The organism is Bernardetia aquimarina, assembly GCF_042180575.1.
Taxonomy (GTDB): domain Bacteria; phylum Bacteroidota; class Bacteroidia; order Cytophagales; family Bernardetiaceae; genus Bernardetia.
This window is the reverse complement of the sequence record NZ_CP170094.1, coordinates 1,043,352-1,059,687: the sequence shown is the minus strand read 5'-3', so window position 1 is coordinate 1,059,687 and position 16,336 is coordinate 1,043,352. Positions and strand designations below refer to the sequence as shown.

The window sequence follows — 16,336 nt, the reverse complement described above, 5'->3', positions numbered from 1 at the left end:
AATTTCAGGTCAAATAGGACTTACTTCTTTTGCCTAATAAGCAAATCACCATATGATTATCAGTTCTATGATTACCTATTTTTAAACTAAAATAATTACAACTTATGGAAACTATTTTCCCAACAACTACAAAATTTTCAAATCTTTCTTCTGTTGCTGTTCGTAACGAAGCCATTTATGTAATGACTGAAATTGCAGAAATTAATAAGCAGATTGATACAAAAATAGGAGAAAACAAAAAACTAAGACAAACTACCTCTGTTTTGGTGGCTAATTTGGCGAAATTAGGTTATGGAGTAGATGAAAAACTCTTGACGGCTCTCAACAACTTGCCTACCAACTATCAGCTTATGATTGCTGATAAGTTTAAGACAATTATGGGAGTAAATAAAAATTGGACTCCACTCGTAAAAGGTTGGGATGTTCCGACAGGAGAAGATATTACAGACCATTTGATGACTTGGTTTGTGAATGTATTTATTCCAAAGGGAAATAAAAAAAGAGGAACTGAACTTGCTTGTGGACATACTATTCCAGCAAATACATTTCCTTTGGAGCGTTATAATGGTTGTCCTTTTTGTGGAACTCCTTTTGAATTTGGAGAATTAGAAAAAGAGAACTTCGGACAAGGAAGCAAACTCAAAATACTTTCACTTTGGACAGACAAAGAAGCAAAACAATATTTTGAAGATTTATTGGCTTCCAAAACGGCTCTTGATGCAACTCAAATTGATAGCTTGAAAAAAATGATTCAAGCCTATAAGGAGGAAGAATTGCCAGCCGTAGAAATAAAAATGAAGGAAACCTTAATGGTAGTGATTTCTAATTTGGTAGAGTTAGAAAAAGCTGATAAAGCTCAAATTTATTTCAAATCGCCTGTCGATGTGATGCGTTATTTGTGGTACAAACACACTGGTTTTTTACAGATTGTCGAACCAAAAACAATCATTCAAAGAAAATCTAAAAATAACAAACACATTGCAAGTGTAATTTTAAAAGAGTTAGACCAAAGTGCAGCAGCTAAACTCGCAGCAAAAACCGAATTAAAACTAAAATATTCAAGAAAAGAATGTTTTATGGTAGCTTCTTGGCTCAATAATCTTGAAATGAATGCTGCTACAATGTGTGAAGCAATGCACCCAAAACGTGAAATGTGGATTCGTTTTATTCGTGCTTTGCGTTTGGCAGAATATAGCAAAAAAGCAGGTTTTGAGAAATTAAAAACTGTTTTGGATAAATTCTATAATGAAGATTATCAAGTGTGGCAATCAAAAGTAGATGCTTACAGATTGAGAACTGATGTAGAAAAAACGATGCAACTTTTGAAGCAACGCCCAGGGCTTTTTGCTAGATCTTTGTTTGCTAATATGCTTTGGTTTGGAAAAGAGGATGTTTTGGCAGCTTTTTCAGAAGTAATTGATAAAGTTCCTGCTCGTCTTGTTTTTACGCTCAATATGTATGCAGAAACGTATTTCACAAAAGGTGGAACTCGTGCTGTTAAGCCTTTGGGTGGAACAAACAAAAATGTACCTAAAAATCAACTTCTTGCTCTTTATGATGATGAAGGATTAACTGAAATGAAAAAAGGAATTGAAGAAATGTGTATTTTGGCAATGAAAAAACGTTTTGAAGCTCAAAAAATGAAAGAAGGAAATGAGAACAAGACTATTTTTATTGACCCAATGCTTTTCAAAATGCCTGTTTCGATTGGAGATAGAAGTGAAACGGTTCAAGATATGCCTTCTGCGCTTATGGGAACTCGTTTTGAGATTGAAGGTGATACTATTCGTTTGTTTATGCAATGGGGCGAAGGCTTAGCTGCTCAACACCTAGATATGGATTTGAGTTGTCATGTTGCTTACAAAGAGAATGTAAATAATTCTCAAAAGCATTATTCAGATTATGGCAATGCTTATGATATTTGTTCGTACAGCAATTTAGTGATTGATGGTTGTAAGCATAGTGGCGATATTCAAAGAATTCCTAATAAAGTAGGAACAGCAGAATACATTGATATCGATGTAAATAAACTGCGCCAAAAGGGAGCAAAATATGTTACATTTACTTCAAATGCCTATTCTGGTGGTTCGATTACACCTAATTTGGTTGTCGGTTGGATGAATAGCAAATTTCCAATGAAAGTTTCTGAAAAAACAGGTGTTGCTTATGACCCTTCTTGCGTTCAACATCAAGTCAGAATCCAAAAAACAGTAACAAAAGGTTTAGTTTTTGGAGTTTTGGATATTGATGCAAATGAAATTGTTTGGTTAGAACTTTCATTCCAAGGACAAGTAGTAGGTCAGCTCAATACAAAGGGTGTAGAAGCTCTTTTAGAAAAGCTAGATGCAAAACTTAGCATCGGAAATCTATTACTTTTGAAAGCCGAAGCACAAGATTTAGAAATTCTTGAAACGAATGATGAAGAAAATCCTGCTGATGAAGTTTATTCAAGAGAATGGGCAATGAATACAGCAGCCGTTACCCAATTATTGGTGGATTAATTTTATAGATGAAAAAAGCCAACAGTTTAAAATTAAATTGTTGGCTTTTTTATGCTCATCATTTTTTTTAAAATTCTAAATTTAATCTTTCAAATAATTTTTTAAAACGTTCTTCCCATGTATGGTCTTTCATGGCTCTTTCGTGTGCTGCTATTCTCATAGAATTTCGAAGCGTTTCATTTTTGAGCAAAAAATTAGATTTTTCTATAAGTTCTTCTGGATTATTATAAAAACAAACTTCTTTATCAGCTTCAAATAAGTCTCTACTTTCAGGAGTTTCTAAGGTCAGATAACAAGCTCCTGACATTGTAACCTCAAAATCTCTCATCTTAGGATGATTGACAATGTTTCCTTTTTTATCTTTTATAAAATTATCATTAACTCCTAGAGTAATAGCACTTTCTGCATAGAGTTTATTTACATCTTCCCATTCTAAGATTTTATTGACTGCTAAGTCATTTAAAAACTCTTCTTTTTGTTCTTGATTTTCTTGAAAATTATTGTCATAAATGGGTTTGATATTAGTGTTTTCTCCTAATACTCGTTTTCTGAATGCACTCTTTTTGAAATCTAGCCAAACTTTAAACCTCTCTAAAGGAGGCATAGGAGCATACTTTGATAAATCTATTTCTGGAGGGTTTTCAGTATCCAAATGAGAGGCAAGTCCTTTTTTCCATCCACTTCCATAAAGTTCTAAAGGTAATTTTTCTTTTGCCAAATGATACAATAAATTTACTCTGTACTCTCTTTTATAGCCGACAAAAGCAATATTTTCTCTTCGTTTGGAAACTGAAACAGGAAAATTAAGTACAGGATTGGCAGCCATTGGTAAATAAATATAATTACTTTTTGAATCTTTAAAAGAATCTAAAACACTATATTCGGGTACCCAGTTTAATGTGGCTTGTGGTGCATATTCTTTAGCAACATTAGGATAATAAAAATTATCACAGAAAAAATACACACAAGGAATTCCTAATTTTTCTATTTTTTTGAGTAGGGAGGCTTCAAACTGAAATGGAAATAAATATAATAAACAAACATCCAAGCCATTTTTTTTATGTTTAGTTGTTATGTCTTCTAAAATATCTTCAGAAAGTTTTTTTCTTCCAGCATTTCCCCAATTATAAAAAGGAACATTCCACGACTCGCCTATACCAATTGTTGCAGGTGGAGTAAAAACGGAGTGACCTCTTTTTTTTAGAGTCCAAGAGAATTGCCTATGCCATAATGAATCTTCATTTTCTACAATCAGACAAACATATATATTTAAAGACTTCATTGACTACTAATTATTAATTTATATTACTTTTTTTTGAAAAGAATATCAGCTTGAATTAATTTGCTAAGAACTGTGGTATCTTTATTTAGAGAATAAAATGTATATCCAATTTTTTCCATATAATTAAAAACATCTGTATATACAGGTTGTCCTTCATAAAGCTCTTCAAAACTAACTTCCATCAGAATCCATTTTGCATTTTGTATAAATGGTAGTCCACCTTCCAAAATATCTAATTCTAAGCCTTGTACATCTATTTTTATTAAATCTGGAGAGGGAAGTTTGTTTTCTTCTATAAAAGAAGAAAGTGTTTTGATATGTAATTCTATTCTTTCAGTTTCTCCCAAAAAACTCCATGTTTGCAATCCTTTTTCAGAAATAGGTAAAAAACTAGAAGCATCTGTATTTCTTTGAAGATACATCATCTGTGTTTTTTCTTCTTTTCCTAATGCTTGATTAAAAACAGTAATTTCATCTTTTACATGACTTATTTTTTGTTTTAACTCTGTGACGTGTTTTTCAAGAGCTTCAAAGGCATATATTTTTGATTGGGGAAAAATTGCTTTTGCAAGTAAAGACCATGTACCAATGCAAGCTCCAATATCATAAATTGTTTTTATACTTTCTTTATCTTCTAGGTTTTCTAAAAGCTCCATAGAGTCAAAATAGGCAAGGTGTAGATTTTTAGCAGGCGTTTTTTGCAGTTTTTTGTATTTGTGTCTGTCATAAAATAATTTATGAAGTCTTTCAAAAAGCAAGTGAGGTGTCCAAAGTAATTCCTTTCTCATAATTTGTGTTTTTTAAGTGGCAAATGTACTTATTCTACCTCGTTTTTCCTAAAATCTGATTTTGTCTTTAAAATTATATCAGCTAATTGAGGAGCAAAAAGTAATAATTGATTTTTAAATAAAACAAAATACTTTCCTCTAGCTGTATAAATTTCTAATTTTTGAGGTTCTTCATTTCTAATATCATTCAATGAAAAAATTGCTATTGGAGAAATAGATTTTAAAGAATCTTGAAGTTGGTCGTTTTTGACATATTGCTCACCCATTACTTGACTAAAGTAAGGCAAATACTCATAAATTCTGTTTGTATCTGCTTCTGCTAATTCTTTCATTTTGAAGGTTTTGCCAGTAAACTCTATTGTAAAACTCTCTTCTTTATTTTGTGGATAAGAAACTGAAATCGAACGAAATGTATTTGGAGTTGTAGCTAAAAGTGTTCGGTCTTGCCATTCATACGGACGAATATCAAAAATATCTCTAATCTGTAAATAATATCCTGGAATATAAATTGAATAAGGAGAAGTGGATTCTTGTTGCATGGCATAAGTTTCACCTTCGTGTGTACAAACCTTATAATTTCGAATTTGATTGTCTCCTCTAAAAACTTGCACATCAATTCCATTTAAAAGAAAACTATTGATTACCTCATCTTTTATACTTTCTGAAACAGGTTTTTTTATTTCTATTCGCTGCATAATTGCCCAAAGAGAAGCAATCATTTCTTCATCTACTACAAAATCATTATTCATTAGCCATTCACTAGAATTGGTTTTGCTCTGTGAAAGTGTTTGTTCTCCCAAAACAAGTTTTGTAATTCCTGTTGTATCTTCTAAAGCATATTTTGTTTCATTGATTAAAGATTTATCTGAAATCGAATTTTGAGAAGGAATAGCAAAAAATATGGCTAATAATAATACAACTGCCAAAAGTGTAAGTAATTTTAATTTTAAAGAAAAACCTGTATTTGGTGTTTTGGTGGTTGATTGTGTCATAAATTTCGTTTTTACTATCCTTAAATTTGAGAGAATACTAAAGTATTCGATACGTTTTTATCACTCTAAAGAGTAAGCTACAACAAATATACTAATAAGCTACCTTTTGTCTTTCAAGTATTTTAATTTTACCAAATTTGTGATTAAAGCCTAATTTTTACACTCTGCTTTTTGAAGTGTTGTATTTAGTCCTAAAGATTCATCTGCTCCATTTACTACTACTTTATTATTCTCCAAAATAAGAAGTATAGATGTTGTGTCTTTATTTCCTTCTTGTGTAAATGTATAGGTAGCATTTATTTTATTTCCCTTTAGTATTCCCTCAAAATTTCCTGTTCTTTGGTCTTTTTCAGCAGGTAACCAGTTGTAAGAACCAACCACTTTTTGACCTTGAATAGTCAAAATTAATTCTTCAATATCTTTCATTCCAGAACCATCTGTATAAGCCATTTCATTTCTAAAACATTCTGTTTTATTCGAAATAGTAGTTTCTTCAATAGTTAGGTTTTCCGTTGTTTGTGATTCTTGGTTTTCTGTATCAGTAGTCATAGTTGAGTTAGTACAACTACTTAGGAAAGCAACAAAAAAAGCAATGAATTTTATTTTATGAAGCATTTTTTATAACGTAATTGGTAATTATTTTTTTCTATTTAATAGGAACTTATTCAAAATTAAGCATTCTTTTTAACAAAATAACTAATTTAGTTTCTGTTTTTTTAGATAAAATAACCGTATTTTTGAAATTCAACATTTACATAAGAACCACTCTATTTTGAAAGACACTTTGAAAAATCAATCTCCATTTATAAAATCAATCGTTTTTTTATTTTCTGTTTTACTTTTCTGCTTTATTTCTTTCTCCTCTTTTGCTCAAAATAAATCAGAAACTGTAATTGAAGGACAAGTTTTGGATTCACTCAAAAATCCTGTTAAAAATGCCTCTGTCGGTATTTTGGAAGAAGGAAAAGCTGTCCAAACAGATTCTTTAGGTAATTTTAGATTAGAATCTTCGCCTTCTTTCTCAAAAGAATTCTTGAATAAAGAAGTTACCCTAGCAGCTCAACATCCAGAATTCAGAACATTCCGTCAAAAAATAGTTTTGAAATCGTATCAAAAATATAGTATTCGTCTTTCAGAATTTGAAGAATTAAAAGCTGTTGAGATTACAGCAAAACTGAATAATGATGATAGAGAAACCAGTAAAATAATTCTTGACCCAGAAGGATTGGAAAATACACCCACAGGAACAGGCGAATTTTCACAGATTTTGGTTACGCTAGGTTTGGGAATTGTCAGTAATAGTGAACTTTCATCGGCCTATTCGGTACGTGGTGGAAACTATGAAGAAAATTTGATTTATGTAAATGGAATAGAAATTTATCGTCCTTTTTTGGTTCGTTCGGGACAACAAGAAGGGCTTAGTTTTGTCAATCTTGATTTAGTAAAAAAGGTAGAGTTTTCGGCTGGAGGATGGCAGGCAAAATGGGGCGACAAACTCTCTTCAGTTTTGAATGTGGATTACAAAACGCCAACAAGTTTTGCAGGTTCGGCTTCTGTGGGTCTTTTGGGAGGAAATGCACATATAGAAGGTGCAAACAAATCAAAACGCTTTTCTTATCTAGCAGGAATCCGTCATAAAGATTTGAGTTATTTATTAGGTACATTAGAAACAAAAGGAGAATATCAACCTCGTTTTAGTGATTTTCAGTCGCTTTTAGGGTATAAATTAGGAAAATTAGATAAAGATGGGAATTTCGAAAACAGAGATAGAAATACCACATTAAGTCTTCTGACAGCTTATTCTCAAAATCGTTATCGTGTTTTTCCATCTGGAAGAGAAACTACTTTTGGTACTTTTGATGAGCAAGTTCGTTTTTTTGTGGATTACACAGGAGAAGAGTTGATGAATTATACAACTTACCAAACAGCACTTAGATTAACACAAAAATTCTCTCAAAAATTCTCTATGGATTTTACACTTTCGGGAGTAGATACCAGAGAACGAGAATTTGTAGATACGGAAGGTGCATATCGTTTGTGTGATGTAAATAATGATATTACTTCGGATAATTTTAATAAATGTACGTTGGTTCGTGGGGCAGCTTCGGAATATTTTTATGCTCGTAATTCATTGGATGCTCAAATTTATTCTTTCAAGAATCGTTCTTCATGGCAATTAGGAAACCGAACAATGGTAGAGTTTGGGGGAGAAATAAAAAGCGAAAATATAAATGACGAACTCTATGAATATAAAGTCTTGGATTCGGCAGGTTTTGCAGACATAAATTATTTTGTAGATACAAACACAACGTTAAACTCAATCAGAACACAAGGCTATGCTCAAATTTCTCATTTTTTTGGAACAGATACAGCCGAATGGCATAATGTAACGATTGGTGTGCGTGTTCATAATTGGTCGTTGAATGGACAAACTTTTATCAGTCCACGTCTTCAATATAAATATCAACCCAACTGGAAAGCAGATATTCAGTTTGGACTTGCAGCAGGAATTTATCAACAATCGCCTTTTTATCGTGAGCTTCGAAACTTTGCAGGAGAGGTCAATCAATCACTTTTAGCACAGCGTTCGGTTCATATTATTGGAAGTATGGACTGGGATTTTAAGTTTTCAAAACGCCCTTTTAAATTGATTGTAGAGAGTTATTACAAACAAATTTCGAATCTAATTCCGTATGATGTCGATAATATGCGACTACGTTATTATGCCACCAATGGCGCAAAAGGCTATGCTTGGGGAATTGATTCTAGGATTAGTGGCGAATTTATCAGAGGAACAGAATCTTGGTTTAGTTTGTCTTATTTACAGACAAAAGAAGATGTAGAATTTGATGAGCGTTCTTTTGTTCGTCGTCCGTCTGACCAACGAGTAACAGCAACAATATTTTTTGAAGACCATTTTCCAAATAATCCTACTTTTAGAGTGAATCTGCGTTTACTTTTTGGTTCTGGAGTTCCTTTTGGTGCGCCAAACAATCAAAATTTCCGTTCGTTTTTCTCCAACCCTGCGTATCGTCGTGTAGATATTGGTTTTTCAAAGTCGCTGATTTTTGATGAAGAAAAGCGTATAAAATCAATTTGGATAGGTTTAGAAGTTCTGAATATTTTGGGGGTAGAAAATATTATTTCTCATCAATGGATAAGTGATTATGTAAATGATGTTCAACTTGCCGTTCCGAATGGTCTTTCACAGCGTTTTTTGAATATTCGTGGAGTGGTGAAATTTTAGTCTTTTTTGTGAAAGTATCGCTCGTGAGGACACGAGCAACGGTAATTTATTTTTAAGTAATAAATTTTATAAAATGGAAAATCAAAACAAAAAATTCAACCTAAAATATTTTATTCTTTTTGCAGTAATTGATTTTATTACTTTAGGTTTTGGAGGATATTTTTTCTCTATTGGTTTAGGCTCATGTCTTAGAGATAATAGAGGAGTGGGAGAGATGGGAATAGGAGGAGTTTTAATTGTTTTGTTTTTCCTAATTCGCCTTTGGAGAAAAGAATATAGAGAAAGAAATTCAGATAGATAAACCATATAAAAAAAACACATTCCAATATTATATTTGAAATGTGTTTTGAGATTACAAAAAAAACTAAATATTTTAATTGTTTGTACTTCCTAACCAAGCAGAAAGCATCCAAACAGTTTTTTCCTGTACTTTGATAAAACCAGCTAACATATCAGTTGTTCCTTCATCTTTTGCATTATCAGCAACAGGAAGAGTTTCACGTTCTTTCTGAATGAGGATAGAGTAATCTTGAATGATGGATTCTACTGATTTTTTTTCATCACTAATATTTTTGTGAACCTTCACAGTTGAGTTTTTGAGATAATCTTCGTAAGTGTGTAAAGGTGTGTGTCCTAAAGTAAGGATTCGTTCAGCAATTTCATCAATATTTAATTGTGCTTCGTTATATAATTCTTCAAATTTTATATGAAGAGAAAAGAAATGATGACCCAATAGATTCCAATGAAACCCTCTTAGATTTTGATAAAATACTTGGTAATTTGATAGTATTTCGTTTAAATGTGTGACGGTTTTTTCTGATTTTTCTTTATCTAAAGCAATACGATTGAGTTCTATCATAGCAGTTTCCATAAAAATAATATTCTGTTAAAAGTGAGTTATAAATTAAAAAATGAGAAACTTTAAGTTTAAAATTCTACTTTGATGTAGCCTTCTACTACTTGCGTTTCTATATAATACTAACACTCAAAAGCCTGTTTTGTTAGATAAAATTGAAAATAAGCTATACTCAAGAAATATCATAACTTACAACATTAATATTCTACTTCATCAAATAAAGGAAGGTTTTTGTCTTTTTCAGAAAGAATAATTTTATCTAAATCCATTTGCCATTCTATTTCTAATTTGGGGTCATTAAAATACATTCCTGTATCGGCTTTTGGCTCATAAAAGGCATCACATTTATAAAAAAACTCAGCATAATCACTCAAAACTAAAAAACCATGAGCAAATCCTTTTGGAACAAAAAGTTGTTTTTTATTTTCTTCTGAAAGATTGATACTCAAACTTTTTCCATAAGTAGCTGATTCTTTTCGTAAATCAACAATTACATCTTGTACTTCTCCTACAATTACTCGCACAAGTTTGGACTGACCGTAAGGAGCTTTTTGAAAATGCAATCCTCTCATTACTCCTTTAGTCGAACCAGATTGATTATCTTGTACAAAAGTAGGTCTCAAACCTGTATGTTTTTCAAAATTATTGAGATTAAAACTCTCAAAAAAATAACCTCTATGGTCTTCAAAAAGGTGTGGTTCAAAAACCCAAACACCTTCAAAATCTGTTTTGTTATACATATAAATTAATTATGATTTAAACGAAGTACTACAAAATAACGTATTAATTTTGTGACTTACACAATTTTATCACTAAACTTTACTAATCTATAAAAAATGACAACTCAAAAAACAGTTTTACATCAAATTTCTTCTCGTGCGTGGGAACATCCAGCCGACCGTGCAGCTCTGAACTCCCTCAAAAAAGTACCTGGATTAGACAAACTTTTGAGCATGCTCTTTGGTGCAACTTCTGAGCGTTCGCTTCGCCTTATGTATTTGGCTTCTTCTGTTAGAGTGTCAGATAAGCAGTTTGTGAGAGTCAAATTGCTTTTTGATGAAGTGTGTAAAACTTTTGATGTAGAAAAAAGACCTGAAGTGTATGTTTCTCAAAGTACAATCTTAAATGCGTTTGCTGTCGGAATGGATAATCCTTTTATTGTCTTGAATTCAGGGTTGGTAGAACGCTTAGATGATGAGGAATTGACAGAGGTTTTGGGACACGAACTTGGGCATATTATGAGTGGGCATATGTTGTACAGAACTCTTTTTGTGATTCTTCAAAAAATATCTAAGTCTTTAGTTCAACTTCCTGTTCCAAATTGGATTTTTTCAGGTGTATATTATGCACTTCAAGAATGGAGTAGAAAAAGTGAATTGAGTGCAGACCGAGCTGGGCTTTTAGCTACTCAAAACCCTGATGTTTCACTGCGTGTAGCTATGAAATTGGCAGGAGGGAATTTTGAACAAATGGATGTAGCAGCTTTTTTGGAGCAAGCAGAAGAATACAATAAAAATGATAATGCAGGAGATACTGTTTTTAAGTTTTTGAATATTATTGGAGAATCTCATCCTTTTGCCTCTACTCGTGCTTTAGAAATTGTAAATTGGGTGCGTTCGGGAAATTATGATGCGACTTTACAAGGAACGTATCCAAGAAGAACAGATGCTGAAAAAAATGCGTCAGTTTGGGAAGATATAAAGGAAGCCTCAGAAGGATATTCAAATGATTTTAAGGAAGCAACAGAATCTACAAGAAACGCTGCAAATTCGTCCCAGTTTAATGACCAATTCAAACAAACAGCTCAAAATGTATCTGATAAAATGGATGAAACAAGCCGAAAAGCAAAAGAATTTTTTGATGATTTTTTTAAGAATAAAAATTCTTGATAGAAAACAAAAAATCCATCAGAAAAATAAATTTCTGATGGATTTTTGTATGAAAAATTTCTTTTACTTGTAGAGCAAATGAAATGATTATGCTTCTTCTTCTTCGCTTTCTTCTTCGCCAGCACCTACTCCACCACCTGTACGAAGTGTACGAGGGATAGTAACAGTTGCAATAGAAACTAAAGGATTGTTCATGATTTCATACGGACGTTCTCCAATTTCAGAAAGTTTGATAGATTTTCCTAAGTCTAATTTTTCAACATTTACTTCGATATTATCAGGAAGATTAGCTGGTAATGCTTTTACTTTAAGTTTACGCATTTTCAAAACCATACGACCACCTTTTTGCTCGCCAACAGAACGACCAATAAGTTTTACAGGAACGTCAATTTTTACAGGTTTGTCTTCTTTCATAGCAAGAAAATCAACGTGCATCATAACATCACTTACTGGGTGAGTTTGATAATCTTGAACGATAGCATTAAAAATATCACCTTCGATATTCAATACTACTGTATGTACTTTTGATGTATAAATCAAATCACGGAATAAGATATTTGGCACATAAAAGTGTTTGTTATCTTCTCCTGTTCCGTACAATACACAAGGAACATAGCCTTCTAAACGCAATAAATGAGCAGCTTTTGCTCCCATTTGATTTTCTTTTCGGTAATAACCGATGATTTCTAAAGATTTCATTTTTTGTATAAATTAAATTGCCTAAAGACGATTGCCGACCGTCTAATAAAAATAAAGATGCAAAATTGCGCTTTTTTTATTAGATAAACAACTTTAAGAAGGGATAATTTTGGAATGAAGAAAGAATAAATAAATAATATTGCCTTTGGGAATGGTCTGTTGTAACAAAATGCTATCAATTAAGTGCTAAGTGTTGCTAAGGCATCTAATTAAAGTTGTGTTCATTCTTACTGGATTACTCTACTTTTTTTAACCACCGAATTTACAGAGGATAAAGAGAATGAAAATACAACTACTTCTAATTTAAAATTGGTTTTTTAGATAAAATTTATCACTTATTTAAGTCAAATAAATAGATTGTAGTTATCTGTATGTTTAGATTCTGTCTTTTTTATAAAAGTCAGTTATAAAGAAATATAGGATAAATTAGTTTTTTTATTGAATTTTGAAGGAGTTATTTGGAAATTTTGTTAGATTTAAACAATTAGACCAAATTTTGAATTTGAAATTTTCTATTTTAAAAAGTAAGAGGAATATGCTTTTACTTTAATACCAGCACTATGAAACTAACTACTACTGAATTACTTGCTAAAATAGCTAATCAAGAGAAAGAAGTAAAGAATTATAAAGAAGTTTTACATCAAATCAAAATGGCTGCTCAAATGGGAATTTGGGAGGTAGATTTGGAAACACAAGTACTCACATGGAGTGATGTTACAAAACAGATACATGAAGTAGAAATGGATTATTGTCCTACATTAGAAGAAGGCATTAATTTTTACTTAGAGGGAAAAAATCGTCAGACAATTACAAAAATCATTACAGAGGCAATAGAAAAAGGAATAAATTATGATACTGAATTACAAATTCAGACAGTCAAAGGAAATATAAAGTGGGTTAGAGTGATAGTGATTAGTGAATTTGAAAATCAAAAATGCAAAAAGTTATATGGACTTTTTCAAGATATTAACCAAACTGTAAAATATAGACAAGAACTAGAACAGCAAAAAGAACTTTTCAGACAAACCTTTGAGTTTGCACCTAATGGAATGGCTCTTGTAGCGTTGAACGGAAACTGGATACAAGTGAATCAACAGGTTTGTAGTATGCTTGGTTATACAAAAGAAGAATTATCAAAACTTACCTTTCAAGACATTACGCACCCAGAAGATTTGGATTTGGACTTGCAACTATTGGAGGAATTAATAGCAGGAGAAAGAGAAAACTATCAAATGGAAAAACGTTATTTTCACAAATTAGGTAATTTAGTATGGGCTTTATTAGGCGTTTCGATGATGAAAGATAGTGAAGGAAATCCAGCACATTTTGTATCTCAATTAACTGACATTACAGAAAAGAAACTTTTGTTAGAAACTACACTTGAGCAAAATGAACGACTACTTAATTTTGCACATATTGTATCCCATAATCTTCGTTCACATACCAGTAATTTTTCAATGCTTCTTTCCATGATGAAAATGGAAAATCCAAAATTACTAGAAAACGAATTTTTTCCTTTTTTGCTACAATCCTCAAATAGTTTGCAAGAAACATTGTCTTATTTGACTGATATTGTAGTGATGCAAAATGAGGTTAAAGATAATACAGAGGCGTTAAATCTTTATAAATATGTAGAAAAGGCTCATTTAGCAATACAGAGTTTAGTTTCTTCTAGCAATGCTGAGATTCATAATGAAGTAGATAAAACTCTATTTGTAGATGCAATTCCTGCTTATTTAGAGAGTATTATTCTGAATTTTCTTACTAATTCTATAAAATATCGTTCTGATAAAAGAAAACCAATTATTTTTATTACTTCTCAAACAAATCCGTCTTATGTGGTCTTTTCTATAAAGGATAATGGATTAGACTTAAAAAAACATGGAAAAAAACTTTTTGGGATGTACAAAACTTTTCATGATAAAGAAGATGCTCGTGGAATAGGATTATTCATTACTAAAAATCAAATTGAAGCTCTTGGTGGAAAAATAGAAGTAGAAAGCCAAGTAAATCAAGGAACAACTTTTAAAATTTATTTAAAACATGGCACAATTTAAACACGTCTGCATCATAGACGACGACCCTATCTATACTTTTACTACTCGTAAAATAATGGAGCTTGGAAATTTTTCTAATTATATCGAAGTTTTCAAGAATGGAAAAGAAGCTATAAATGCTTTAAAACCGAGAGTAAAAATGAATGAAAATATTCCTGAAGTAATATTTTTGGATTTGAATATGCCAATTATGGATGGATGGCAGTTTTTAGACGAGTTTACAATGCCAGATACCAAAGAAATAACAATTTACATTGTGTCTTCTTCCATTGATCCTGCTGATATTGAAAGAGCCAAAAAGTATTCATTAGTAAGTAATTATGTGATAAAGCCAATTACATCTGACGATTTAAAAAAACTTTTTGATGATATGAAGGATAATAATAGTTATGAATAGAGTGAAGCATTTATAATAAATTCTTCCAAGTTCCTTTCATAAAATTATACTTGAGTGTACTCGGCAAAGCCTTCCAAAAAAAACGGTTTATTTCCACAGCAAAAGAAGGTTGCATATAACAATTAATGGTGCAGCCTTCGCACTCTGGTAGTTTTCCTTCTTCTGAAATGAGTTTTTTTATTTTGTCAGAATGGTATAATTCATACAAATTATCATTGATTTCAAATTCTTCTTTTCCCAAATGATAACAAGGCAAAACGAGTTTGTTTTCAGGCGAAATAACAAGGGTCGAACTAGCAGCCTTACAAATCGGTTTTTCAATTTTATTTCCTCCTTCCAAACGCAAATCTATAAAAGCCTCATTGAGATAGACTAATTTTTTCTTAGAAAATGCTAACAAATCCTGTAAATATTTTTTATTCAAATTTCCTAATGTATCCACCGAATTATATTCAAAAACAGGATTAAGAATTAAAACTAATTTATTTTTCAAAGTGATAGTTTCATAGATTTTTTCTATTTCCTCAAAATTTCCTTCAAAGACAGTACACAAAATGTCTGGTCGTTCTCCCAAACTTTTAGCTATTTCTATCGATTCCATTATTTTATCAAAACACTTTACACCACGCATTTTATCGTGAGTTTCGGCATCGGCTGCATCTAAAGAAAAATGCAACATGTCTATTTTTCCTTTGAGTTTTTCGGCTAATTTTGGATAACGGATTCCGTTTGTGGTAACAGTTGTGATAAACTTTTTTTTCTTAGCAATCTCCAAAAAAGCGTCTAATTGAGGATGTAAAAGAGGTTCTCCACCTGTAAAATCAATTACTTTTACGCCTAATTTTTTAAGGTCTGAAAGATTTTTTTCTACATTTTCTACCTTTACAAAAGGCGAAGGTTTTTCCCAAATATCACAAAAACTACACGTTGCATTGCAGCGATAGGTTAGGTAATAATTGCATAAAATGGGGTGGGGGATAAGGCGCATAAAATCAGTAAGTAGTTTTGTATAAGTGCCAGTAAAATAGCAGGTTATATGCAATTATATTTTGTTGGGTGCTGTTTTATATTTTTTGATTGAATATTTTTCTGATAGCTTCTTTTATATCTTTAGCGAAAAATTCTTTTTTATCTATAATATTATAATCAATCCAAATTTCATCTTCTTTATTTACAAGTAAATCAATATAGGTTTTTTCATATGTTCCAAGATAAAGATACTTATCATACGGAAATATTTCTTCTGCCCAAAGAATTTCAGTTTCTATCCCAGCACGATATGATTGGAGTCTAAACTGTTTGCCTTTAAAAAGCTAGGATTTTGTTTTGCATACAAAAAAAGGTTTTCATTTGGAAGTTTGATTTTGTGAAAACTCAATAATGTATCTACTTTCCAATTAATAAATTCTTCCTTATTAGTAATGTTGGCAAAGATAAAATCCTTGATATTTAATTCAGAATTACGATTATTATAATTGAACACTAGTAGAAATTGATAGTGTTCTTCACCAATTACTTCCTCAAGCTCAACGCATTTATAAATCCAATCTTCAAATTGTGAAAGACTAATATCACCATCTAGAAATTTGTAGAATTTTTCAATCAACATTAAATGTATTTTTCTTTGT

The 16,336-nt window shown here is 31.4% G+C and carries 15 protein-coding genes; 6 read left to right on the top strand and 9 right to left on the bottom strand.

The features are described from left to right. Window positions 1–104 precede the first annotated feature (104 nt). Window positions 105–2,501, top strand: coding sequence for a hypothetical protein (locus ACE193_RS04375; RefSeq protein ID WP_375561796.1), 2,397 nt, complete (start codon window positions 105–107; stop codon window positions 2,499–2,501). A 67-nt stretch (window positions 2,502–2,568) separates the two neighbouring features. Here the strand turns inward: ACE193_RS04375 and ACE193_RS04370 are convergent, their stop codons facing one another. The 4 genes from ACE193_RS04370 to ACE193_RS04355 all read right to left on the bottom strand — a co-directional run bounded on the left by ACE193_RS04370 (window position 2,569) and on the right by ACE193_RS04355 (window position 6,178). Next, window positions 2,569–3,783: a glycosyltransferase gene (locus ACE193_RS04370; protein ID WP_375561795.1), complete on the bottom strand. Its 1,215-nt coding sequence runs from the start codon at window positions 3,781–3,783 to the stop codon at window positions 2,569–2,571. A gap of 23 nt (window positions 3,784–3,806) precedes the next feature. After that, window positions 3,807–4,571 carry an FkbM family methyltransferase gene (locus ACE193_RS04365; protein ID WP_375561794.1) on the bottom strand — a complete coding sequence of 255 codons (765 nt, stop codon included), beginning with the start codon at window positions 4,569–4,571 and terminating at the stop codon, window positions 3,807–3,809. A 29-nt stretch (window positions 4,572–4,600) separates the two neighbouring features. Beyond that, on the bottom strand, window positions 4,601–5,563 hold the full coding sequence (locus ACE193_RS04360) for a hypothetical protein (protein ID WP_375561793.1): 963 nt from the start codon (window positions 5,561–5,563) through the stop codon (window positions 4,601–4,603). 150 nt (window positions 5,564–5,713) lie between these two features. Beyond that, entirely contained in the window at window positions 5,714–6,178 is a 465-nt protein-coding gene (locus tag ACE193_RS04355) for a hypothetical protein (protein ID WP_375561792.1), read from the bottom strand. Between the two features lie 157 nt (window positions 6,179–6,335). Between ACE193_RS04355 and ACE193_RS04350 the strand changes: the two genes are divergently transcribed. Both ACE193_RS04350 and ACE193_RS04345 read left to right on the top strand, forming a co-directional pair. After that, a complete protein-coding gene (locus ACE193_RS04350; RefSeq protein WP_375561791.1) occupies window positions 6,336–8,810 on the top strand; it encodes a TonB-dependent receptor in 2,475 nt (824 codons plus the stop codon). 73 nt (window positions 8,811–8,883) lie between these two features. Next, the gene (locus ACE193_RS04345; RefSeq protein ID WP_375561790.1) at window positions 8,884–9,111 is read left to right on the top strand and encodes a hypothetical protein; all 228 of its coding nucleotides are present in this window, start codon (window positions 8,884–8,886) and stop codon (window positions 9,109–9,111) included. Between the two features lie 72 nt (window positions 9,112–9,183). Here the strand turns inward: ACE193_RS04345 and ACE193_RS04340 are convergent, their stop codons facing one another. Beyond that, window positions 9,184–9,681 carry a Dps family protein gene (locus ACE193_RS04340; protein WP_375561789.1) on the bottom strand — a complete coding sequence of 166 codons (498 nt, stop codon included), beginning with the start codon at window positions 9,679–9,681 and terminating at the stop codon, window positions 9,184–9,186. A gap of 182 nt (window positions 9,682–9,863) precedes the next feature. Continuing rightward, window positions 9,864–10,406, bottom strand: a complete 543-nt coding sequence (rfbC, locus tag ACE193_RS04335) for a dTDP-4-dehydrorhamnose 3,5-epimerase (RefSeq protein WP_375561788.1) — start codon at window positions 10,404–10,406, stop codon at window positions 9,864–9,866. 96 nt (window positions 10,407–10,502) lie between these two features. Between rfbC and ACE193_RS04330 the strand changes: the two genes are divergently transcribed. Further along, complete coding sequence (locus ACE193_RS04330) at window positions 10,503–11,555, top strand: M48 family metallopeptidase (protein ID WP_375561787.1); 1,053 nt, start codon at window positions 10,503–10,505, stop codon at window positions 11,553–11,555. Window positions 11,556–11,642: 87 nt separating this feature from the next. Here ACE193_RS04330 and ACE193_RS04325 read toward each other — a convergent pair whose 3' ends face one another. Continuing rightward, window positions 11,643–12,254: a 50S ribosomal protein L25 gene (locus ACE193_RS04325; RefSeq protein ID WP_375561786.1), complete on the bottom strand. Its 612-nt coding sequence runs from the start codon at window positions 12,252–12,254 to the stop codon at window positions 11,643–11,645. A gap of 560 nt (window positions 12,255–12,814) precedes the next feature. Here ACE193_RS04325 and ACE193_RS04320 point away from each other — a divergent pair. Together ACE193_RS04320 and ACE193_RS04315 are read left to right on the top strand one after the other, a co-directional pair. Then, complete coding sequence (locus ACE193_RS04320; protein WP_375561785.1) at window positions 12,815–14,311, top strand: PAS domain S-box protein; 1,497 nt, start codon at window positions 12,815–12,817, stop codon at window positions 14,309–14,311. Continuing rightward, a complete protein-coding gene (locus tag ACE193_RS04315; RefSeq protein WP_375561784.1) occupies window positions 14,298–14,708 on the top strand; it encodes a response regulator in 411 nt (136 codons plus the stop codon). Before ACE193_RS04320 ends, ACE193_RS04315 begins: the two co-directional genes overlap by 14 nt. Before the next feature lie 10 nt (window positions 14,709–14,718). On the opposite strand, the gene ACE193_RS04310 is transcribed toward ACE193_RS04315, so the two are convergent. After that, complete coding sequence (locus ACE193_RS04310; RefSeq protein WP_375561783.1) at window positions 14,719–15,696, bottom strand: radical SAM protein; 978 nt, start codon at window positions 15,694–15,696, stop codon at window positions 14,719–14,721. A gap of 276 nt (window positions 15,697–15,972) precedes the next feature. Then, window positions 15,973–16,317: a hypothetical protein gene (locus ACE193_RS04305; RefSeq protein WP_375561782.1), complete on the bottom strand. Its 345-nt coding sequence runs from the start codon at window positions 16,315–16,317 to the stop codon at window positions 15,973–15,975. Between the last annotated feature and the right edge of the window lie 19 nt (window positions 16,318–16,336).